The organism is Alistipes sp. UBA6068, assembly GCF_949428155.1.
Taxonomy (GTDB): Bacteria; Bacteroidota; Bacteroidia; order Bacteroidales; family Rikenellaceae; genus Alistipes; species Alistipes muris.
The window spans coordinates 72,972-94,723 of sequence record NZ_CASQFS010000006.1 but is presented as its reverse complement, the minus strand read 5'-3'; the positions used below and the strand labels follow the sequence as shown (position 1 = coordinate 94,723).

The following is a 21,752-nucleotide window of genomic DNA, read 5'->3' as shown; positions in this document are numbered from 1 at the left end:
GTGTTTGATAATTGATTTGATTAGGTTGTCTTTTTCTTAAAGTTCGTTTCCCTCGTTCGGTCTTTTTTGCGGAAAAGGCCGTTTTTTGTCTTCGCGCCTGCCGGAAAATCCGGTCCGGAGCAGAAAAAACCGGTTCGGCCCGTCGGCTCCGTGTGCGAATCCCCGCTTCCGGAACGACGGATTCGGGGCTGTGCAACTATCAGTTTTATAATATTTTACACTCTGTATCCTGCGCCGAATCCCTCCGTTTTCGACCGGAATACGGCACATTATCAGTGCGAAATATAGAGAAAAATTTTGGTTTATGCAACGGCCTATGCCGTAAATTCTCCGCGCAGGGGTCGGCGCAGCAGTGCGCGGCACTCCTCGTCGGGCAGTCCGAGTCCCAGCACGTACATGAGTTTGGCGACGGCGGCTTCGGTGGTCATGTCGTAGCCGCAGAGCACCCCCGCCTTTTGGAGCCGGAGCCCCGTTTCGTAGAGCTCCATCGAGACCCTGCCGCCGCCGCACTGGGTGATGTTGAGGATGATGACGCCACGCTGGATGGCTTCGTGGAGCACGCGGATGAACCACTCGCTTGTGGGTGCGTTGCCCGCGCCGAAGGTCTCCAGCACGACGGCCCGCAGCCCGGGAGCGGAGAGCATCGAACGCAGAATCTGCTCGCTGAGTCCCGGGAAGAGCTTGATGACGACGATGCCGTCGGCCAGCCGGCCGGCGACGCGCAGTTCGGGGTCGGCGGAATCGGGCCGGAGGATGGCCGGGAAGTTATAGGCGATGTTGACACCCACCTCGGCCAGGGGCGGATAATTGTAGGACCGGAACGCGCTGAGCGCTTCGGCGCTGCGCTTGGTGGTGCGGTTGGCGCGGAAAAGCTGGTTCTGGAAATAGAGCGACACCTCGGGCACGGCGGGCTGGCCGCCGCGGCGGGCCCCGGCGATTTCGATGGCCGTGATGAGGTTCTCGCGGCCGTCGGTACGCAGGACGCCGATGGGAATCTGGCTCCCGGTGAAAACCACGGGCTTGGCGAGGTTCTCGAACAGAAAACTCAAGGCCGAAGCGGTGTAGGACATGGTGTCGGTGCCGTGCAGGACGACGAAGCCGTCGTAACGGGCGTAGTTGTCGCGGATGATCCCGGCCAACGCGAGCCAGTTGGCGGGAGCCACGTTGGAAGAATCTATGACGGGCGACATGGTCTGCACGTCGATGTCGACATTGAGCCGCTTGAGCGAGGGGAACTCGTCGTAGATGGCGCTGAAGTCGAACGGCACGAGGGCACCCGTTTCGGCGTCGGTCTTCATGCCGATGGTACCTCCGGTGTAGATAATCAGAATCGAGGATTTGGAACTGTTCATGGCAGCACGGTTTGCGGGGAACGGAGACCGAACATGCGCTCGGCGTTGGCGGAAGTTATGGCGGCGATGCGCTCGGGGGTCGTGTTTTTCAATTCGGCGACCTTGGCGCATATATAGGTAAGGTAAGCGGGTTCGTTGCGCTTGCCCCGGTGGGGTGCCGGGGTGAGGTAGGGGCAGTCGGTTTCGAGCACGAGGTCGCCGGGCTCCATGCAGCGCACGGTGTCGGCGAGACGGCTGTTTTTGAAGGTGACGACCCCGCCGATGCCGAAAAGAAAATCGCCGCAGGCCCTGAGCCTTTCGTAAGTCGCGGCGTCCTCGCCGAACGCGTGGAAAACGCCCCGCAGCCCGCTGCCGCGGAACTCCTCGACGATGGCGAGCATCTCGGGCCACGCGTTGCGTGTATGCACGGCGATGGGCAGGCCGAACTCCAGGGCCCATTCGCACTGGCGGCGGAACGCTTCGGTCTGCTCGCTGCGGAAATCGGCCGACCAATAAAAATCGAGCCCGATTTCACCGAGGGCGCAGAATCCGGCGATTCCCTCCGGCGGATTTTTCAGATACTGCCCGACCCGGTCCAGCTCCTCGCGCCAACGGGGATTGTCGTTGACCGACGTGGGATGCAAACCCATCATGGGAAAACAACGGTCGGGGTGGCGGCGGCAAAAGGCGAACAGCTGCCGATGGCTGGCGGAATCGATGGCCGGGAGCACGAACCGCCCGACCCCCGCTTCGACGGCCCGGGCGAAGACCGCGTCGCGGTCGGTGTCGAATTCGGGCTCGTAGAGGTGGCAATGGGTGTCGGTCAAAAACATGGACGGCGGATTCATGACCACAAAATTAGGAAAAAATCCGGAAGCCGAGCCGCCGGGTCACAATTTCATGTACCGATTGCCGGGCAGCTGCCGCAGGGCGCCTGCGAGCTCGAGCCCGAGCAACAAGGCGGCCAACTCGCCGGGCTCGAACCCGGAGAGCTCGCGCAGGGTCTCGATAGAAAACGGGTCGGAGGTGGTGAAACAGGCGAGCAGGCGGGTCTCGTCGGGAGTGAGGGGCTGCGGCTCGGACTGAGGACGGAGAACCGCGGGCTCGGGCTCCAAATCCCAACCCAGCTCGACGATGATGTCCTCAGCCGAGAGGACGGCCTGCGCCTTACGGCTGCGAATCAGAAAATTGGTTCCGGCGGACGAACGGTCGGTGACGCGGCCCGGAACGGCCATGACCGAACGGTGGTACTCGTCGGCAAGCCGGGCCGTGACGAGCGACCCGCCGCTGTCGGGCGACTCGACGATGACGCACCCGGCGCTGAGGGCGGCGATGATGCGGTTGCGGGCGATGTAGGCGGTGCCGTACTGCCGTGTTTGGCTACTCAACTCGGTGACGAGGGCGCCGCCGTGGTCGAGCATGTCGCGGGCGATGGCCGTATGGTGGGCGGGGACGATGTTCGGCAGGGAACACGGCAGGACGCCGACGGTGGGGACTTCGGCCCCAAGGGCCGCCCTATGCGCGGCGGCGTCGATGCCGAAAGCGAGCCCGGAGACGATCGTGAGCCGGGGAACCCGCTCGGCGAGCCGCTCGATGAGCCTGCTGCACACGACCTGCCCGTAAGGAGTGACTGCGCGGGTGCCGACGACGGAGAGACAACGCTCGGCGAGCCGCTGCGGATTCCCCTGCACGTAGATGACATGCGGGTAATCGGGAATCTCGCGCAGGAGTGGCGGGTACTCGGGGTCGGTCGATGCGATGGGGATGATGCCGTGCTTGCGGCAATATTTCAACTCCTTTTCGGCGGAGGAGAATCCGGCGCGCCGAACGATTTGCCGGGCGAGGTCGGGCCGCAGCTCGGCCCGGAGGGTCAACTCTTCTTCTGCCGCCGCGAAAATCCGCTCTGCCGACCCGAAGCACTCCAACAGATGCACGGCGCCTTTCACCCCGATTCCGGGCGTGAACTGCAAGGCGATGTCTTCGATGGTCATGGCGGCTATTAATAAATGGTGCTTCTGGGTCGGTTGCGGCGGCCGAACGCTTTGGGGCTTCGGGCCGCTGTCGGGGCAACCTATCCTATGTAAAGATACTCCATTTGTATGAAACAGAAAAATATATTGGCCCTTTTCGGCGAAAGATTTGCTTTTTGCAGAATTGTTCGTATATTTGCATTCCCGTTGGGCCGCAGCGTTTCGCATGGGCTGGTCCGCGGGACATGTTTTGGTCTGATGGCCGAGTGGTTAGGCAAAGGTCTGCAAAACCTTGTACAGCGGTTCGAATCCGCTTCAGACCTCATCGAAACCGCGTTGCAGATTACTGTAGCGCGGTTTTCTTTTTGTTTTGTACGGTATTTGTACGGCAACCGCAAGAATGAATGTAAAGATTATGCCTTTTTTATTGTTGGCATATTCTGAATAACTATCCCGTGCAATAGTTTTCCATTAACTTTTTTATTACTTTTAACTCCATCTGCACTCCATGTCCCCCATTGTTTAAAGAAAAATGGAATGTGATTTGCTTCGGCTTGTCGTTTGATATTCAAGACCCACTCTTCTTTCATAGGTCGTGCCTGCACTCCGCTTTCTCCTCCGACAATAATCCAATTTATACCATTAAGATTTAACTCTCCCAAATCTTCGAGTAACGGTTCGCAAGAAATGAATCGAACAGTAGCTTTTAGGTTTCGTATATAATCTATGCGATTTTTTGTTTTTACGGCTTCAACTGTCACACCAATCCATACATTACTCGGAATAACACGAGTTGAAAAATATTCGGCCATCCGTTCGGCCCGTTTGGTCAAGATTTGATAATTATGCTGCGGTGTATTCCTAATTACTCCGAATACTTTATCAATGAAATCAAATGGTACGTCTGGATGAAAAAGATCGCTCATGGAACATACGAAAATCGTCGATGGCTTTTTCCACCTCATTGGTTCAACTAAATCCTCCGGATGCATTGTAGATTGAAATCCATTCGTATATTTAGAATTACCCATTGCACACAATCTGCGAGACATTGTTTCAGCATAGCAATGTTCGCAGCCAGCAGATATCTTTGTACAACCAGTAACCGGATTCCACGTCCTTTCAGTCCACTCTATTTTGGTCGTTCTCATTATTTCACTAATTTGTAAGCAATGATCCGCTTATTTTTACCGTAAGTATTTTCATACGAAATAAGAGGCTGTTTTGCATCATATGTAATAATTTTCTTTCGTTTAAGTTCTCGCACAACTTCTGTAGCATGAGGGGTTATGTGCCCTTGTTGTATGGTGAAATCAAAAGCTTGTTTATTGCTTATCACTCGTCCATTTAGTATCTCACTGCGTAGCATTTGCTGAAACTTCTCTATTTTATTAGGTTGCTTTCCTTCGAATATATCTAATTGTATTTTCTGAGCATCATCGTCGATATCAAAGTTAGCAGCACCATTTTGAGTATTTCTGTTCCATGCTGTTCGTAAGAATTTTTCGACACCTCGTGGATGAGATGCACCGAAAATTACTCCATACACATTGGTCCGTTTTTTTATGGTAAATGGATATAATGACAATTTGGTATCAACTGGCAATTTTGCCCTCAACTGATTTAACAATTCTTGATGAATATATTTATATGGTTGAGATTTTGCTTTGGCAACATCTATAGATAGACAACTCTGAAACTCAGGCGTATTGCCAAATCTCAAGATATACGATGATGAAACATAATATAGGAAATCAGTGGTATCAGACTTCTCTAATTCCAACAAATAAGTATCTGCTAAAAATTTCACACCATTCTGATCCAAATAAACCAATGAAGGATATTTTTCTATTGTTGAAATGGTTTTCGGAAATAGCTCTGCTAAATCACAGTTGCGGTATTCAATCCGTAAATATTTGCAATCTTTGGCTCGCTGCAAATTGGCATGTGTGGCAATATAATCATCACACGCAGTTTTTAATAAATCGTGTTTGTTTTTGTCGAATTCATTAAAGCAAACATTAACTTTAACTTTTTGTTGGAAAATATTCCCAACCTGACTATCAATTTGGGCAAGTAAGCGAATAGGACTACCGGGAATACCATTGAGATCATAACCTGGGCCAGCAAAGAAATCAAAGATCCAAATATTCTTATGGGTACTCATGACAAATGTCGGAATCCACTCTTTGGCATAATCCTCGAATAGTTCCAACTTAGTTAATGTACCTTCATCGAAAGGCTTACTATGGTGATTAATGATAGCCATAGTTATTATTCATCTTTTAATCGAGCTAAAGGTTCTCGATATTCATCAATGAGAGCGTACATAGGCTCTTCTCCATTGTAAAAAACGTCTGAATCAATACCATATTTAGCAGTTAAATGGGCAGCCTTTAGAGCTTCTTTAAATGCTCTTGGGTTAATTTGCCGTTTCCAACCCGGGAATCCTATGTCAAAAATTTTTACATATTCAGATTTACCTTTTATCAATCCAAATAGTTTAGATTCTTTTGTTTGGTGTTGATATACACCAATATAGTTTCCTTTAGGATTATCAAGTTTTACATTAAAACGATTGAGTCTTTGATTAAATTCAGCAAAAGTAATAGGATAATAACGTTTGTTTACAGGACTGGTGTAATGCTTGAGTAAATCCGCGATAAACATGATTTCTGGCTCCTCGCTATTTTGATATCTCTGATATGAACCATACTCATCCAATGTATTTGCCGCTATACGCACAACTAATGTTTCTAATTTTGATTTCTGTTTTCGTAATTGCAGTCTTTCTCTATCCATATATAGCAACAATACTAACAAAGCAGTGCGTTTATTCCCGTCATGAAACGCATGATTTTTCACTAAACCATATAGTAGTGTTGCCATTTTTTGGTAGTCTGTCGTCCATTTATCAACACCACCATAACTTGTAACCTGTCGATGTACCGCAGAAGATAGCAGGCCATAGTTTTTTACACCAAATAAAACTTCTTCTTCGTCGAGAAAATAGTCAGATATTAAATAGTGTGCTCGTAAGACATCATTTTCAGTAATTACACAACCATTACAAGTGTTCTTTTTCGTATTATATGTTTTACAAACCCGTTCGTAATCCTCTAATAATTCTTTCCTAATATGTTCCATATAAATACAATAAATTACTCTTCAAATTTCAATTTAGGCAAAGCCTTGACAATTTTTATCGTTTCGAGGGAAACAGTAATGATGCGCAACAGCAGATTGAGAATATATTTTTCGTCGTTATGTTCCGCAGCCCAATCGTTCGGGTCGTTGCGGATGCCGCTGTCTTTGTTTACGGCAACCGCGTAACGCTCCATTATCCACTCTATTGCAGATTTGCCGTTTACTACATAATCGTATGCCTCCAATGGAATGCCCTCGACAGTGATATGCTGGTTGTAATGTATCTTCGTCTTGTCGGGCGTTTTGCTGTCGAGTTTGCCGAAACGCATCTTCTCGACACGATAGTTCATGCCATCGCCCCGATTGGTATTTGCGCCATATACCAGCAGACAGCCTTTGTATGGCTCGACCGTCTCGTAATTGAGGTGGAGCTCTGCAAGGTCGCGACCGGCTTTGCTGAATGCCCAAAAATCATCGGCAGAATCCACCAACGGAAGCCGAGGTAACGATTTTTTGAGGTCTGCGGCAAAGGCGGAACGGTATTCGGGCGAGTGAAGGATACCGTAAACATAATAGAAAATATCCTCTTTGCCGACCTTGCTGCCGTATTGTTTACGAGCAGTCGAAAGAATCCAGTCGGTCACGCCGTCGCGTCGGGTATAGCGGTCCATCTCGCTCTGCGGGGCTGAGAAGAGGTCGGCAATATCTGCCGTGCTGTCGTCGTACCAGTATAATGGGAAACATTGAGTGTCTCCCACACAATGCAAATCCGTAATACAATCTGTTAATATAACAGATAGCCCGTTATTAGCACTAATACAGGAAATACAAATTACCAAATTCCCGTGTTTGGGCGTAGGAAACAGCTTGGGGCTTAATCCAATTGCTTCATTGAATTCCGATGCAAAGTACAAACATTGTTTTTGAAATGGACGATAAATCCCTATACGCAATTTCTTATCCGAATATACATAATCATGTTTTTTTCTAATACTATTACGCAAAGATCTTGTCCAGCTGATTTTTGTCGGATCCGTATCGATAAATTCTTCTACCAATAAATCGGGATTTTGTTTTATGGCTTGTTGATATGCGTGCTGCTGTCGATTATAGAAATTGATCATTGCACTCATGTTTTTTCCGACCGCCTGCTTGGAAAAATTGTAAACCCATGTGTCTCTATTGGATGCCAACCCAATAGCGAATGTATTGAAAACTGTTTTTGATTTCTGATTGAATTTCTTTTCAGGCTCCAGCGGGGTGTAGAGTTTGAACAATTCGCTGCGCTTGTTGAGCCAGTCGCCGTGTTCGTTGGGTACGATAGCCGACCACAGCATCGCCGGATTGCTTATATCCGTCAGATTGCGAATTATGCGCAATTTATCCTCTCTCGACAGATAATCGCCGATATCACGATAGAATATCCGTGCTTTCTGATTCGCCTCTTTGGGCCGCTTGACCAATATGGTTATGGCAATCGGTGTGCGGGACCCCGAACCGAAAATTTTACCGCCTTCTTTGCGGGATAATTCACCGCTGGTTCGTTGGTTGCCTCGCAGATTGAATACATAAACGGATGAAAATTCCTTTTCAAGGCACTTTCTCATGCCGTCCAATCCATTGGCGTCGAGCCATGCGCCGTTAGTGACAAAGCCTATTACGCCGCCGTCTTTATCGTCGATCCGGTCCGATGCCCAGCGGAAAGCCTTGATATAACTATCGTAAGCCGATTTGTTGAGGGCGGCTGTCGATTGGGCGACATAGGTGTTTTCGATGCGGGACTCAAGAGTCTTGTATGTCTGGTTCTGTGCATTGTCGTTGGCCGATTTCTGACCGATGGAATAGGGCGGATTGCCGACGATGACGGTTATCCGTTTCTTCTTTTGTTCGATCACTCGTTTTGAGTTAATCGGGAACTGCTCGGAATAGAGATTTTCTTCCGACGCTTCCTCGCCCAGCTGGAATGTATCGGTCAGGCAGATACCGTCGAAAGAACGATATTCCGCATTGGCTCCCATCAGATCATGATAGACATTTTCGATGTTGATGGATGCGATATAATAGGCCATCAGCACAATCTCGTTCGCATGGATTTCACTGCGATATTTGCGTTCCAGCGCATCGCGGCTGATCAGACCGCTCTGCAACAGCCGTGTAATGAATGTTCCCGTGCCGGTGAACGGGTCGAGGATATGTACATTCTCGTCGGAGAGGGTGCGCCCGAACTCCTTCTGAATGATATATCCGACCGAACGGATGATGAAATCCACGACCTCGACGGGAGTATAGACGATGCCCAGCTTCTCGACCGTCTTCGGCGATGCCGTCTTGAAGAATTTGTCGTACAGCTCGACGATTATACGCTGACGGCCTGCCGCATCCTCAATATTGCCGACCGTAGTGCGTACATAATCGTAGAACTTTTGCAGTTTCTCGTGCTCCTCTTCCGTCTTGGCTTCGTCATCCAGCAAATTGAGCATTTGCTGCATCGATTTCGATACAGGATTGTTCTTTGCAAACTCGTAGTTTTCGAACAGAGCTTCGAACACCGGTCGCGTAATAATGTGCTGCGACAGCATCTCGATAGCATCATGTTCCGACAGGTTCGGATTGATATTGCGACGCAAACCTCGCATCAACTGCTGGAAAGCTTTGCGGTGGCGGTCGTTGTCGGATATAAGCTGGCGTATGCGTTCGATATGCTGTTCGGCTATTTGGGCAATATCGCGTGCCCACTGCTCCCAGTAGCGTTTCGTGCCGACTTTCGTAACCAGCTTGGCATAAAAGACATTCTGCAACTCGTCGAACGACAGCGCCAACTGTTCGGCCATAACCTGCACGGCACTCTTTTTAGGCGTTCCGTCGCCGGTGCTATTGTCATCTCCGCTACCACCGACACCTCCGAAGACAATGTTCTTCGGTTTCTTTTTAGACAGTTCTATTTTGTTTACTTCCGCATTGAAACGGTCATCATGAGCGCGCAATGCGTTCAACACCGTCCACACGACTTTGAAGTTCGGATGATTTTCCAGCACCTTGTCTCCCTCTACATCGGCAGGAACGACAACAGGGATAATGATATAGCCGTATTGCTTGCCCTCGCTGCGGCGCATTACACGCCCCACAGACTGCACTACATCGACTTGCGAGTTTTTGGCCGATACAAACACCACCGCATCCAGCGACGGCACATCAACACCCTCTGACAAGCAGCGCGCATTGGTCAGCATACGGCACTCCCGTTCGTTTTCGGGCTGCTCTTTAAGCCACATCAGAGCCGCATCCCTCGCTGTTGCCGACATCGTGCCGTCCACGTGGCGGGCGGCGACATCGACCAATTGCAACTTCTCATCTTCGGGAACATCTGCCATATAACTCTCCTTGCAAGATGAGAATATCTCTGCCGTCTCTTTCGACTTCTTGATATTCTGACAGAACGCCACTGCACGACGCATCGGGAGCGGGTCGGCATCCTTAACCAGCCCTTCATCTCCCAACACCCGTTTTGAAAGCGCATTGATGCAGCCGACAAATTTCGCAGCATCGTCTGTTTCGATTGTGCCGTCCTCACTCGTCAGTACATTGCGTAGCGCCGGTGTAATATCCTTGTCGCCGACCGCCAGAATCAGCACCTTGTAGTCTGTAAGCAGCTTCTTATCGACCGCTTCACCGAAGCCAATCCGATAAATTTCATCGCCGTACATCGATTTGTCATCCATCGAACACAAAACAGCATCGCTCTGCTTGGCCTTGTCCTTCATCGCATCGGTGTACAGACGCGGTGTCGCGGTCATATAGATTCGTTTGTCGGTTTTCAAAAAGTCGTTGTCATGAACCTTTACGAATGCGCTTTCATTGTCATCTTTCAGAGTAACCCCCGTAGTACGATGGGCTTCATCGCAGATAATAAGATCGAATTTGCCATATTCACCGCCGGTTTCTTCCAATAGTTTGTGCTGGGCTTTGGAGACGACCTCGATGGATTGGTAGGTGGAGAACACAACCGTCATTCCCTGCTGGTGCTTATCTCTCAAATATCGCAACTGGCGGACAATGGCGTGAACATCGGTTGTTGCAGGCAATGCAAGGTCTATTGTGCCAAAAGTCGAGCTGTCATCATTCTTCGACACCTGCTTCGACACCTGTGCATCAGAACAAATGCAAACTGCTTCAAGCGGTTGTGCCGATTGCGCTTTCCACACACGTAGCGTCTGACCCAATAAAGCGATAGACGGAACAAGAAACAAGATCAGACCTTTGTTATCTGTTTCATTTTCGGCAATCTTCAACGAAGTAAATGTCTTACCAGTTCCGCAAGCCATAATCAGTTTACCCCGATTGGTTCCTTTAATCTGGAAATACTCGTGCGTTTTATCGATTGCTGTTTTCTGATGGTCCAACACACTGAACTGCACAGTTCTCGCAGATGCTCCGAACACGCCTTTTTCGAGAACATCCCAATCTACTGCATCGTTGTCAAGGTCAATCAGATTGAGACGAGTAACCGGCGGATTTTGGTTTTTAATGGTCTGCTCGGCAGTTGCGTTCCATTTGTTCGTGGTCGAAATCCACAACCGTTGAGAAAATGTTTTCGACTCGCCATTGATATCGAAACTTCGTCCAGAAGTAGACAAAAAAGAATCTACAGATGGTTTATCGATATAACTATCTGCTGCGTAACATTTACATTGTACCGCCCAATAATCTCCTGTGTATGTTTTTGCAACAAGATCAATTCCAATATCCTTACCGCCGAATTGATTATGATAGGGAAATTCCATCCACAACCACACCTCCTCGAAAAGATGAGCATAAAGCGCCGTTGTCTTCAAATAAGCCTGCATCAAGCGCTCGAAACGGAATCCTTTGTCTTTTTGCGAAAAAGATTCCTTGCGGAATTTATTTAGTATATCGATAAAAGTTGCCATTTATATAAAATATTAATATAACAAAGGTAACAAAATTCGTTGTAAATAAAAAGAGGAGATTTATTCTCCTCTCAATTTGGCCGCTTTGTTGTCGAGTTTCTCTGCTTCCTGTTCTTTCAGTCTAGCTTGTTCTTCAAGTATGATTTTTCGGCGGATAGTTCGTTCGTATTCTTCGACATCTCTTTTCATTTGGCGGATTTTTGCGTTGTCGCGGTTTAGCTCAAAGACTTCTTCTAGTTCAGCAAGGCGGTCGGGTAGCGCTTCGCCTTTCATTTTGATATAGCGGTATTTCAGGTCGTTGTCGATGCGGTCGTAATTGGGTTTCGCAGTCCAATACAGCATCGTGCACAGCAGTACGATTGCCGATATCATGCCTATCATCGTCCAGAATACTCCTTTCGATTCAATGGCGAGCGATATTCTGCGCTGCACGATTCTCGGCGGCAATTCGGCAGGGATTTTGATCGATTCGACCGCTGCTTGTAGGCTATCTATTCCTGCTTGAGCCTTTATGTTGTTTTGTTCTATGCTTCCCAGTTTTTCGGCAAGCTGGGTTATTATCGTCCGATGCTGTTCTTGTTCGGAGTGAACGATTTGCTCTATCCGTTGGAGTAGATCATTGTCGCCCGATTGATTATTGTTTGCAGTTCTTGCCGACAGTTCGGCTTTGATGGTTTTCACCATTGTGTCCTTGAAGTCTTCGTACATTTCGTAAGACATCATATTGTTTTCTTTCATAACAAATTGTCGATTTAAGTTTACAGCTTCATTTTTAGTTTGTTCGCTTTTCGATCTCGCAGCTTGCGCTTCTGTTCCATGGCTGCTACCGCCATTGCTTCAGCGACGGTGTTGAGCAGTGCCGTAATGCGGGTGATATGTTCTTCGGGACTTTCGCCGGGTTTGCGTTGGAGTTGAGTTGCCGACAATCCGACAGTCGAATCGCTGGGCGGTAACGGCAATGTTCCGATATTGCCTCCGAAGTTTATCGAATCGCTAGCAATTGGCCCCTTATTCCCGTTTCCGCCTGTATGACCGAATAGGACGGTGTATGCCGACCGATAATTGCCTATGGCCGCATGGAATCCCTTTGCAAGTGTTGTCCGATGCCGGGTTTGTTGCTGTGCTTGCGTGAAGTGTCGATTCAACTTCGAGTAGCTGAATTGTCGGTCTATCTTCGACCCTGAAAACTCCAATCTGTTCTTGCTGAACAATACTCCTTGCTTTTGATTGGTTGAACCGCAATACTTGTAGCGCATACTAATACCTCGCTCTTTCAGCCGAAGCTCTAAATCACTCCAACTGCCGCAATTCCGCAAATTCGTTTTGATTGCGTCGTATATTTCATACTTTGTTTTGTCGGGTTCCCGCAGGCGCTCCCTGCGTACTGATTCTTTTCCCGGTGCAAGATGCAATCCGTATTTCTCGGTCAATGCCCGACAGACTTTCGCATTTCGGATTTTGATGTTCTTATCCGAAATGGTTTGCCCGTCATTCCCCACTCGATTATAGACCAAATGGCAGTGCGGATGCGGTTGGTCGAGATGACGCACCAATAGATACTGCGTGTCGGTAATGTTCATCTTCTGCATATACTCTTTGGTAATCTGTGTCATCAACGCATCGGTCATGCGCGGCGCATCTTTCGATGAAAACGAAAGGGAAATATGTCCGACTGCATTCTTGATACGCGGATTCAGTAATGTTTGGTCTTTGAAGTCCTGTATCATCTCCCGAACATTCGGCGTGGTTACTCCATCGGCTGACAATATCCGCGATTGTTTTTTTATGACATATCCGACTGTCCCTGCGAATGATGCTCCGGCGATGATTTTACCTATCATCGCGAAAATTCCTTAACAGAGTTTCAATGCTTGCCACAATAGCCGCATGACGGGACACTATCTCCGTCAATCCTTTTGCATGAGCAAGGCGGGTTAGTTGGTTCAGGTTGCGGGTCATACCTTTGAGCTGGGACATGAAGTCGAGATGTTCGCGGCGCAGACGCTCGCGCACACGACCGGCGGCTATCAGCTGGCGGAGAACTTCCGTGCGCGGCCGTCCGGCAGCACGGGCCAATGCTTGAAGTCGCAGTTTATGCTCCGTATCGAGACGGAGGGTTATGCGGTATTCCTGTTTTCGGGCCTTGCCCAGCGACGGGCGTCCGCCCGTATGTTTGGAGTGTTTCATGGATTCGATATTTAAGGGTTAGACCAACGGGATGAGAGCCGCATGGCGAGTTTTTGGCTGACAAAAACACAAACTTGCCTTCTTACATTTTCATACCTCGTTTGCGTTGGGGCGCAATATGCAGTCGAGACTGTTTCGCCTGCCAATATTCGTTCAAATCCTTATGCTTCCGATAAAGATGCGACCGGTCGATGACGGAGCTGTTCGGGCATAGCCGTTTCAAATCAGCTGTGGCTTTGCGTCCCGCTTCGTCATTATCAAAGAACGCATGAATCGTCGTATGCCGGTCGAGAAACGGAATCGCTTTCGGCAGATTAACAACCGAGTTCAGAACTGCAGCATCGGTTTGTAATTGGTTTTCCATCGAGAGGTAGGAGAGGAAATCCATAAATCCCTCGAATGCGACGACGGTATCGGAACGGTTGTCGATCGTCGTAATCTGTTTGGGCGACACACAACCCTTGAAGCATTCCGAACGCAATTCCCAACCGCTGGCATCGTTGCGGAATCCGACAGCGAAATAGTTGCGTCCGCCGACGGTATAATGTACTTCCCGGCAGCAGGCCGATGCGATTGCCGGGTCGATTCCCCGCGACGAAAGATAACCGACCAATGCCGAATGACGGAGCGGGATGTCGAAGAGCATGCGGAGCGCGGGAACAGTCGGCAAGACCGACGGTGATACGGGAACCGCGATCGATGTTCTCTCACCGCAGCTAAGCAATTGGACAGCCTCTGTGAAATTGCACCGCTCCAATCGCATCACAAGGTCGATAATCGAACCGCCCGCACCCAGCCCGAAGTCATACCACAGATTCTGCATGTAGTCCACCTTGAAACTCGGCGTATGTTCTTTGCGCAGCGGTGAAAGATAAAGACCGTATCGCGGATTGTCTTTGGTCGGGTACAAACCCCGTTCAGCAAGGTAGGTCCGAATGGGAAGGCGTTTGATAGCTTGAATCGTTTTCATAAAATCTATGTTCAGTGAAAAGAGAAATATTTATTCTTTCACTGAATTATTTAATGGGAACAATTCGATTCAGTGCTGCTTCGACATCGCTGTTGCGAAACAGGACACGCCCGCCGATTTTGTGGGCGCAGATTTTACCGTGGTTCACCCAGTCGGTGAGCGTCACGAGCGAGATGCGCAGACGGCGGGCGGTTTCATGCCGCGTGAGGTACTTCGTGTCGGTTTTCGGATGTATGGGACGCAGCTGTTGCAGTTCGTCGCGCAGGGACTCCCGAATCATCTCCGAGAGTTGGTCGGCAGTCATGCCGTTCAGATAAATTTCCTTTGCCATAATTCTTGCGATTTAACGCTGCAAAGGAATACGTTTATCGGAACTGACTAAAATAAGTAATTGTGTTACAATGCGAAGACACACGATGTCAAGTTAGGAAAATCCACGGATAATTATCTCGTTTTTTGAGGCGGATTTCCATAAATTGCGGAGATTGGCACAATAAAATGCCGCGTGTAAAGTGATTAAAAAATCATAAAAAACAGGGAGCAACGACTCGTGCTCCCTGCAAAACGGTTTGGAGGTTTTTAAGCGTTATTCGCTTTGGTCTCTGGCAAGATACCTTTGCAGTGCTTCGCGAACGGCCGACGAAGAGTAATATTCATCCCGAGACATCCGTTCGTCGCGACAGCCCTCGAACCACTTGCTACTCAGCCAACGGTAGAGTGTCGGACGGGTGATACCCAATGCGGCGGCCAACTCCTTTTTGTTCATCGGCCGCCCGCCGACGAATGCCGGCAGCTCGTTTTTGTCCTTGCAGATATATAGCCAGCGGTCAAAATGCCGAATCGCTTTATCCGCGTTTTTCAGTTCTTGTTCATAACTTTCGTACGCCCACACGCGCAGACTTGCCGGGTCGAAGTCCGCAAACTCCGGCCGGGAGCGCAATGCCTCGACCAGCGTGTCGAAGCACGCCAGTTCGGAAGCTTTGATTTCTATTTTGCGACGACGGGACATTATCTATATTTTTTAGGGGGGGGTATATTTTCTCTCTACCCAAACATTTCTACACGCTTTTAATCACCTAATACACAGCATATAAGCAAAACATTAAAAGAAATAAGTATGTAAAAAAGCGTGTAAAAGCGTGTAAAAATTAAACATTAAACCAATCTGAATTCGGGCCTTGCGATTCATTTCTTATCTTGCCCTGCCTCTTTAATTTTGCCAAAAGATTCGTAATCTTATCTTTTTTCTGTCTGTCAGTAAGCAGGTCGGAAAGGAGATTCCACAGTAGCTTATCGATTTCTTTGCGCGACAACGATTTGTGATCGCGCAATGCCGTCATCAAAAACTCTTCGCAACTTTTATTTCCAAGTCCTTTATGCTCCGAATACTCAATTTTTTGTCCGACTTTTTGGGCGATATGTTTCGCAATATAGACTTTGGGCTTGCGGCCTTCAATCAAATGTTTGCTTCTCAATCGGACGATCTCGTCATCGGATAACGGTTTCCCCAGCTGCACGCGGTTCAGCAATTCGATATCGAGCAGATGCAAATCGGTATTTCCCGCCAGAATATTGGCGTAGTTCATATCGAGAATTTTACCCGTTATGGTAACTTCAACCCGATTGTCGGTCAAATTGTAGTCCGGCAGAGGAAACAGTCGCTGTCTTTGATAATTGTACATCTTGCGGATGCCGCTGCCGATCGTATCGACCATTTTCAAACCGACCATGGCCGTTACCAAAAATTGATTTCTGTATCGCTCCTCGGGAGCATCACTGACGAGCACTCGTTCGATATTGCCCGGGATGAACGATCCTTTGTTCGAGAATACCAACTTGTCGTCGTATTCCACCACGTTGATCTGACCGCCAAGCGTATAATCCTGATGGGCGATAGCGTTGTTCAATGCCTCGCGAATGACATACGGCTCGTAGGTGTCGATCTCTTCGGGAAAGAGTGTTTTATATTCCGGATTGATGTAGCGGTATTTCAGATTGCGAATCTTGTCGTATATTCTGTCGACAGCCAGAATGAACGGACAGGAGGCAATCATATAGTCGCGCTCGATATTGTTTTGTCCGCGCAAGATCCATTTGATTTTAGCTACCGCGGGAGAGATCAGGTGCTCGCTCTCCTCTTTGCCGAGCAGCACGATTGCCGTATTGGTAATTTTTCCTCGAATCGTCAGTTTCGCCTTATTCAAAAAGGTCGTGTCGTCCCACGATGCAATCTCGTCGGTCTTGTCCTTGTGGGCGTTCGTGTACAACTCCCTTGCCTTGACAATGGCCGCCGAATCCAAGTCCTCCAACGAGGCGTCTTCGATTATTTCCGCGCTCCAATCCTTCAAACGAACCTGATTCCTGATTCTTTCAATTTTGTCCATACTCAACGCCTGCAAAGATTCTCCGTCTCGACCGTAATAATGGCCTTGATAGTCAATCGGAATACCCTGCGGAGCGGGCGGTATTTCGAACATCACAACTCTTTTGCCGTTCTTGTACCGCAATTCATGTATCTCGACGAAAGTATGCCGGCCCGTAGTCTGATCGGCGATCTTTTTCTTCATCGCATCGAGAGCCGGACGGCTATTCTTGTATTGGCTGCCGACAACCTCGTGCGTATGATTCTCCACGCCGAAAACCAGCCATGCGTGCGACATGCCTTTCAGATTGGCTTCGTTGCTCAATGCCGAGAAGTATTGTCCCAGCTCCTGATCTCCGAACCCATTGGACGCTTTCTTAAACTCCACCACCTCCGTTTCCGCAGGTAGATTCAGTAATGAATCGAGTATGTTTGTCAGTTCCTCAACCGTCATATATTTCTAATTTTCTGTAAAGTTACAATTTATTCGCGAATAATAGGAGCAACAACCGTCCATGCCGGAATTTGTTTGACATTTTGTTACCGCGGTAAATTTTACGGCGGTAGCATTTCGAATTACCTACCGCTGAAATACGGATGATTCATCAACTCCATTGCGGTCTGTTCTTCTGTAATCTTGATATATTTCATGAACTCCTTTTCAGTCTTGTGTCCCGTGATTTTCATGATGGCGATGGTTGGGATGCCCGCCAAGTACATATTCGTCGCTCCGCTGCGACGTGCTGTGTGGGTCTTTACCAAATCGCATTTATCAACCAGATGCGTCTTCTTTTCCCCGTTTTCGACGTATGACACTTCGATTTTCTCCGTGATACCTGCCTCGCGGGCAACCTCCTTGATGAATTTGTTTACTTTCTGTTCATAGGCCTTCGGCAAACGGTTTTCGTACTTGTCCAATATCGCCTGCAATTCGGGCCGAATGGGGATGACGACGTGATTGCCTGTTTTCTGCTGCTTGAGGTCGATGACCCGTTGCCCACTTTCCAACGTGCGGATATTGCCCTCGTTGATAGTCGAGTAGTCGCTGAACCGCTGTGCCGTATAGCAACCGACCAAAAATACATCGCGGGCAACATCTTTGTGTCTATTGTTCGACAAATCGAGGTCGGCAATAGCGCGGATTTCCGATTCGGTCAAATAGATATTCTCGACATCGGCAGTCAACACACGGAATTTGCGGCTTTCAATCAAGCCGTTGTCGTGCAGCCCCTCTTCACGTGCGGCCCGCATGATGATTTTCAACTCCTTGACATGACGGCCGATGGTATTGATCGAGTAATCCTTCGCTGTAAACCACGCTACGAAATCGTCGTAGAATTTCAGGTCGATGTCGCCGAAGTCGAATCGCTTCCGCTTCGCCTTGCAGAACTCGTCGAACTGAATGATAAACCCTTTGTAGTTCTTGATTGTCGATGCTCCGTAGCGCAGTTTGTGAATGTTGAGCCTTGTGCCGGCTTCCATTTCGTGCGTATAACGGGCTATGTAGTCGGTCAACGATTCCCGACTGCGTATGTTGCGGCCACCGGATGCACTGCGCGGGTGATGGAAACTGTAAACAATCTTTTCCAGTTTCGTTTTCGTCATCGCATGTTCGGGGTCTTTCGCCATCTCTCCGAGAATGAAACTGCGCAACTCCGACAGGTTCTTCGTCAGTTCACGCCCCTGCTGCTCGGTGAAATCATCCGTAAAGGCGTAACGGCTTTTAACCGTCTGTTTTTTGTTGTCCCAAGCATCCGCCCACACGACATATTGAGATTCGGCATAGAATGAAGTATGCCGGTCGACATTGAAACGAAGATACACTTTCGTCAGTGTGCTTTTCTTCGTCGTGCGAATACGATATGCGAAAGTTGCCATATGCGACAAATTTTATTTCTGCCGCAAAGATAGAAATTTGTACGGCATTTGTACGGCGTCAGCGAAATTTTCTAAAATTTCCAGACCTCGCAATTAATAAGATATTCGCATAATATACTGAAATACAAATTAAATAAGATAAATACAGATTAATATCAATTAATTTTTATGGCGTCCGCTTCAGACCTCGAAGAGATGGCGCGGTAGTAATCTACCGCGCCATGCTATTTTATTGGGTATCAAATGGCCTTGCGGACCCACCGTCCGGAACGGAGGTAGAGATAGGAGGAGAGCAGGACGAGGTAATAAACGTGGTCGGCGGACCAACAAAGGGCGACGCCGGCGCGGAACCCGAAAGCGAGGAGGCAGGTATAAGCCATATAGACGGCGGCGGTGAGGGTGACGATAATCATGGCGGCGCGGGTGTCGCCCGTACCGGAGACGCTGAACTGGTAGATGATGGCGGGCCCGCAGATGATGAACGACGTGAGCATGACCCTTAGAGATGCGACCGAAGCGGCTATCAACTCGGTATTGTCGGTATAGATGCGCAGCACGGGCTCCGGAAAGAGGAACGCGAGGACCACTATGGGCAGCACGAAGAGATAACAAAGCCGAATCATGCGGCGGCACAACGCCAACACGTTGCTGCCTTGTCCGGCGCCGATGAGGTTGCTGACCAACGAACTGGCGGTCGAAGCGAACGCGTTGACGAACATGAAGATGAACGACGAGACGCTGCGCACGATATTGGAAACGGCCAGCGGCCGCTCGCCCAGATGCTCGATGGCGACGAAGAAAAAGAGCCACGCGAAAAACGCGAAACCCTCCTGCGCCATGATCCACACCGAGACGCCGAGAATGCGGCCCAGCAACGGGAAATCGAGGCCCTGCCAACGGAACAGCCCGTAGCGCCTATGGTCGGTCCGCAACCGGGTGTAGAGGACGAAGAAAAGTACCGAGACGCCCTCCGAAAGCGCCGAAGCGATGGCCGCGCCGGCGATGCCCAGGGCGGGGAACCCGCATTTGCCGAAAATCAGCATGTAGTTGAGCACGACGTTGGTAAGGACCATGACGACCGAATTGCTCGTCAGTATGCGCGTGCGGGTCGTGGCGACGTAGAAAGCCCGGAACATGGCGGCGGCGAACGAGAAGAAGAAACCGTAGACGCGCCAGTTCAGATAACTTACGGCGGCGGCGTAGACCTGGTCGGATTCGATCAGCAGCCGCAGCAGCCGGGGAGCCCACAGCCGTGACGCGGCGAAAAGCAGGGCTGCCAGCAGGAGCAGAAATCCCATGCCCTGCGTGAAAATCGGGCCGATGCCGCGGTAGTCCTTTTCGCCGTTGCGCCGTGCCATCAGCACCTGCGCGCCGATACTGAACCCGAACCCGAGCATGAAGATGACCAGGTAGAAGATGCCGGCCAGCGCGGCGGCCCCCAGCTCGGTCTCGCCGACGCGGCCCAGATAGGCCGTATCGGTCAGTCCGATAAGCTGTTCCATGAGCAGGCTCAGCAAGACCGGAAAGGTGATTTTCAGTATCTCTCTGTCGGAAAAAGGCATGGCGCCGCAAAGATACGCTTTTCGGGGAAATTCATGCAGTGTTCGGTCGGTTTCGTCGCTGTTTTCCGGAGTTTCGCCACCGGACAAAACAACGGCCGTCTTGCGAAAAGACGGCCGCTGCGGATGGGGCGGGAAAGCCTACTTCTCGACCTTCGCCTTGAACTTGTCCAACTGGTGTTTGAGGGCGTCGATAGCCTCGTCGACCGCCTCCTCGAACGTCTTGGCCTGGTGGCTGGCGACCAAATCCTCGCCCGGCATGCGGAGCGTGATGGTGGCTATCTTGTTGCCTTTTTCGTAGTCCTTATCGAGCTTGAGAATGACCTCGGCGCCTGTGGAGCGCTCGGCGAAACGGTCCAACTTCGCCATCTTGGCATTCACGAATTCGACCAGCCGCTTGTCGGCGTCGAATCTGACGGATTGAATCTGCACGTTCATAGCCTTGGTTTTTAATGTTTTACTTATTCCCCTTCTGCTCCCGGGGATGGGCTTTGGCATAAATCTCTCTCAGTCGGGCGATGCTGTTGTGGGTGTAGACCTGCGTGGCCTGCAACGACGCGTGGCCCAGCAGCTCCTGTATCTCGCGCATGTCGGCGCCGCCGTTCATCAGGTGGGTGGCGAACGTATGCCGGAGCACGTGGGGGCTCTTTTTGCCCTGTACTCCTGCACGGGTCAGTTCGTCCTGGACAAGCCGGTAAACCGTCGTGCGGGAAATGCGCTTTCCTTGCTGAGTTAAAAATAGTGCTTTTTCTTGGGATTTGCAAATTTTCTGCCGTTCGATAACGCGCAGATAGTGTCGGATTTTGTCGCGCACCTCCTCCAGAATGGGTACCATGCGCTCCTTGTCGCCCTTGCCGCGGATGCGCAGCGACGTTCCGTCGGCCGAAAGGTCGTCGCGGTCGATGCCCACCAATTCGGCCAGGCGCAGGCCGCACGAATAGAAAAGCAGCACGGCCAGCGAATTGCGCTCGGTGAGGAACTCGTCGCTGTCGAACCCGCATTCGCTGACGATGGCCGACATGCGGCTTTCGGGCACGAAGGCAGGCAGGCGGCGCGAGGTCTTGAGCGAAGCGAGGGGCCGCAGCACGTCCTTGTCGACGGCGCCCGTGCGGTGCAGCCAGCGAAAAAGGGTCCGCAGCGATGAGAGCTCGCGGTTCATGGTGGCGGCGCCGATGCCGCCCTGCTCGGTGCGGAAGATGATCCACTCGCGGATATGGCCTACGGTCACTTCCCGCGGGTCGAAACGGGCGTCGTCGGTGCCGAGCCACGCCATGAAATTCTCTACGTCGCGGCGGTAATTGCGCACGGTGAGGGGCGAATAGCGGCGTTCGGCCTCCAAATAGCGGATGAAATCGGCGAGCATGGAGCAAATATAACGAATTTTTCGTAGCTTTATTGAAAATAGGCTCTATATAAAAGC

At 50.0% G+C, this 21,752-nt stretch carries 18 protein-coding genes and 1 tRNA gene; 1 reads left to right on the top strand and 18 read right to left on the bottom strand.

Annotated elements, in window-relative coordinates; genetic code table 11:
- Window positions 1-314: 314 nt before the first annotated feature.
- From QVG21_RS04925 to dprA, 3 genes are read right to left on the bottom strand one after another with little or no spacing between them, the layout of a single operon-like run.
- Window positions 315-1,352 carry an asparaginase gene (locus QVG21_RS04925; protein WP_251214911.1) on the bottom strand — a complete coding sequence of 346 codons (1,038 nt, stop codon included), beginning with the start codon at window positions 1,350-1,352 and terminating at the stop codon, window positions 315-317.
- Window positions 1,349-2,164: a TatD family hydrolase gene (locus tag QVG21_RS04920; RefSeq protein ID WP_287922738.1), complete on the bottom strand. Its 816-nt coding sequence runs from the start codon at window positions 2,162-2,164 to the stop codon at window positions 1,349-1,351. Before QVG21_RS04920 ends, QVG21_RS04925 begins: the two co-directional genes overlap by 4 nt.
- A 57-nt stretch (window positions 2,165-2,221) precedes the next feature.
- On the bottom strand, window positions 2,222-3,322 hold the full coding sequence (gene dprA / locus QVG21_RS04915; protein ID WP_287922736.1) for a DNA-processing protein DprA: 1,101 nt from the start codon (window positions 3,320-3,322) through the stop codon (window positions 2,222-2,224).
- Between the two features lie 231 nt (window positions 3,323-3,553).
- Here dprA and QVG21_RS04910 point away from each other — a divergent pair.
- Window positions 3,554-3,624 (top strand) — tRNA-Cys (locus QVG21_RS04910).
- Window positions 3,625-3,714: 90 nt separating this feature from the next.
- Here QVG21_RS04910 and QVG21_RS04905 read toward each other — a convergent pair.
- From QVG21_RS04905 to QVG21_RS04835, 15 genes are all read right to left on the bottom strand, one after another.
- Window positions 3,715-4,452: a phage Gp37/Gp68 family protein gene (locus QVG21_RS04905; protein WP_287922734.1), complete on the bottom strand. Its 738-nt coding sequence runs from the start codon at window positions 4,450-4,452 to the stop codon at window positions 3,715-3,717.
- Window positions 4,452-5,570: a three-Cys-motif partner protein TcmP gene (gene tcmP, locus QVG21_RS04900; RefSeq protein WP_287922732.1), complete on the bottom strand. Its 1,119-nt coding sequence runs from the start codon at window positions 5,568-5,570 to the stop codon at window positions 4,452-4,454. The genes QVG21_RS04905 and tcmP overlap by 1 nt, the downstream gene beginning before the upstream one ends.
- A gap of 5 nt (window positions 5,571-5,575) precedes the next feature.
- Window positions 5,576-6,448, bottom strand: a complete 873-nt coding sequence (locus QVG21_RS04895) for a type II toxin-antitoxin system death-on-curing family toxin (RefSeq protein WP_287922730.1) — start codon at window positions 6,446-6,448, stop codon at window positions 5,576-5,578.
- A gap of 14 nt (window positions 6,449-6,462) precedes the next feature.
- Window positions 6,463-11,376 (bottom strand): DEAD/DEAH box helicase, encoded by a 4,914-nt coding sequence (locus QVG21_RS04890; RefSeq protein WP_287922728.1) that lies wholly within the window; start codon window positions 11,374-11,376, stop codon window positions 6,463-6,465.
- A gap of 60 nt (window positions 11,377-11,436) precedes the next feature.
- Entirely contained in the window at window positions 11,437-12,114 is a 678-nt protein-coding gene (locus QVG21_RS04885) for a hypothetical protein (RefSeq protein ID WP_287922726.1), read from the bottom strand.
- Between the two features lie 20 nt (window positions 12,115-12,134).
- Window positions 12,135-13,217: a relaxase/mobilization nuclease domain-containing protein gene (locus tag QVG21_RS04880; RefSeq protein WP_287922725.1), complete on the bottom strand. Its 1,083-nt coding sequence runs from the start codon at window positions 13,215-13,217 to the stop codon at window positions 12,135-12,137.
- Window positions 13,207-13,563, bottom strand: a complete 357-nt coding sequence (locus QVG21_RS04875) for a plasmid mobilization protein (RefSeq protein ID WP_287922723.1) — start codon at window positions 13,561-13,563, stop codon at window positions 13,207-13,209. The genes QVG21_RS04880 and QVG21_RS04875 overlap by 11 nt, the downstream gene beginning before the upstream one ends.
- 82 nt (window positions 13,564-13,645) lie before the next feature.
- Window positions 13,646-14,533, bottom strand: a complete 888-nt coding sequence (locus QVG21_RS04870; RefSeq protein ID WP_287922721.1) for a DUF8464 domain-containing protein — start codon at window positions 14,531-14,533, stop codon at window positions 13,646-13,648.
- 46 nt (window positions 14,534-14,579) lie between these two features.
- On the bottom strand, window positions 14,580-14,864 hold the full coding sequence (locus QVG21_RS04865) for a helix-turn-helix domain-containing protein (RefSeq protein ID WP_287922719.1): 285 nt from the start codon (window positions 14,862-14,864) through the stop codon (window positions 14,580-14,582).
- 255 nt (window positions 14,865-15,119) lie between these two features.
- On the bottom strand, window positions 15,120-15,542 hold the full coding sequence (locus QVG21_RS04860) for a hypothetical protein (RefSeq protein ID WP_287922717.1): 423 nt from the start codon (window positions 15,540-15,542) through the stop codon (window positions 15,120-15,122).
- Between the two features lie 139 nt (window positions 15,543-15,681).
- A complete protein-coding gene (locus QVG21_RS04855; protein WP_287922716.1) occupies window positions 15,682-17,349 on the bottom strand; it encodes a DUF8451 domain-containing protein in 1,668 nt (555 codons plus the stop codon).
- A gap of 122 nt (window positions 17,350-17,471) precedes the next feature.
- Window positions 17,472-18,773: a site-specific integrase gene (locus tag QVG21_RS04850; protein ID WP_287922714.1), complete on the bottom strand. Its 1,302-nt coding sequence runs from the start codon at window positions 18,771-18,773 to the stop codon at window positions 17,472-17,474.
- Window positions 18,774-19,012: 239 nt separating this feature from the next.
- A complete protein-coding gene (locus tag QVG21_RS04845) occupies window positions 19,013-20,335 on the bottom strand; it encodes an MATE family efflux transporter (RefSeq protein ID WP_287922712.1) in 1,323 nt (440 codons plus the stop codon).
- 138 nt (window positions 20,336-20,473) lie between these two features.
- Window positions 20,474-20,770, bottom strand: coding sequence for a ribosome hibernation-promoting factor, HPF/YfiA family (gene hpf, locus QVG21_RS04840; RefSeq protein WP_251214926.1), 297 nt, complete (start codon window positions 20,768-20,770; stop codon window positions 20,474-20,476).
- A gap of 19 nt (window positions 20,771-20,789) precedes the next feature.
- On the bottom strand, window positions 20,790-21,695 hold the full coding sequence (locus tag QVG21_RS04835; RefSeq protein ID WP_287922710.1) for a tyrosine-type recombinase/integrase: 906 nt from the start codon (window positions 21,693-21,695) through the stop codon (window positions 20,790-20,792).
- Window positions 21,696-21,752 lie beyond the last annotated feature (57 nt).

What these genes read in the sequence shown, in the direction of transcription:
- QVG21_RS04845 (WP_287922712.1), bottom strand. Translation starts at nt 20,335, where the DNA reads ATGCCTTTTTCCGACAGAGAGATACTGAAAATCACCTTTCCGGTCTTG.
- QVG21_RS04870 (WP_287922721.1), bottom strand. Translation starts at nt 14,533, where the DNA reads ATGAAAACGATTCAAGCTATCAAACGCCTTCCCATTCGGACCTACCTT.
- QVG21_RS04850 (WP_287922714.1), bottom strand. Translation starts at nt 18,773, where the DNA reads ATGGCAACTTTCGCATATCGTATTCGCACGACGAAGAAAAGCACACTG.
- QVG21_RS04925 (WP_251214911.1), bottom strand. Translation starts at nt 1,352, where the DNA reads ATGAACAGTTCCAAATCCTCGATTCTGATTATCTACACCGGAGGTACC.
- dprA (WP_287922736.1), bottom strand. Translation starts at nt 3,322, where the DNA reads ATGACCATCGAAGACATCGCCTTGCAGTTCACGCCCGGAATCGGGGTG.
- QVG21_RS04905 (WP_287922734.1), bottom strand. Translation starts at nt 4,452, where the DNA reads ATGAGAACGACCAAAATAGAGTGGACTGAAAGGACGTGGAATCCGGTT.
- hpf (WP_251214926.1), bottom strand. Translation starts at nt 20,770, where the DNA reads ATGAACGTGCAGATTCAATCCGTCAGATTCGACGCCGACAAGCGGCTG.
- QVG21_RS04890 (WP_287922728.1), bottom strand. Translation starts at nt 11,376, where the DNA reads ATGGCAACTTTTATCGATATACTAAATAAATTCCGCAAGGAATCTTTT.
- QVG21_RS04920 (WP_287922738.1), bottom strand. Translation starts at nt 2,164, where the DNA reads ATGTTTTTGACCGACACCCATTGCCACCTCTACGAGCCCGAATTCGAC.
- QVG21_RS04895 (WP_287922730.1), bottom strand. Translation starts at nt 6,448, where the DNA reads ATGGAACATATTAGGAAAGAATTATTAGAGGATTACGAACGGGTTTGT.
- QVG21_RS04885 (WP_287922726.1), bottom strand. Translation starts at nt 12,114, where the DNA reads ATGAAAGAAAACAATATGATGTCTTACGAAATGTACGAAGACTTCAAG.
- QVG21_RS04860 (WP_287922717.1), bottom strand. Translation starts at nt 15,542, where the DNA reads ATGTCCCGTCGTCGCAAAATAGAAATCAAAGCTTCCGAACTGGCGTGC.
- QVG21_RS04835 (WP_287922710.1), bottom strand. Translation starts at nt 21,695, where the DNA reads ATGCTCGCCGATTTCATCCGCTATTTGGAGGCCGAACGCCGCTATTCG.
- QVG21_RS04855 (WP_287922716.1), bottom strand. Translation starts at nt 17,349, where the DNA reads ATGACGGTTGAGGAACTGACAAACATACTCGATTCATTACTGAATCTA.
- QVG21_RS04875 (WP_287922723.1), bottom strand. Translation starts at nt 13,563, where the DNA reads ATGAAACACTCCAAACATACGGGCGGACGCCCGTCGCTGGGCAAGGCC.
- QVG21_RS04865 (WP_287922719.1), bottom strand. Translation starts at nt 14,864, where the DNA reads ATGGCAAAGGAAATTTATCTGAACGGCATGACTGCCGACCAACTCTCG.
- QVG21_RS04880 (WP_287922725.1), bottom strand. Translation starts at nt 13,217, where the DNA reads ATGATAGGTAAAATCATCGCCGGAGCATCATTCGCAGGGACAGTCGGA.
- tcmP (WP_287922732.1), bottom strand. Translation starts at nt 5,570, where the DNA reads ATGGCTATCATTAATCACCATAGTAAGCCTTTCGATGAAGGTACATTA.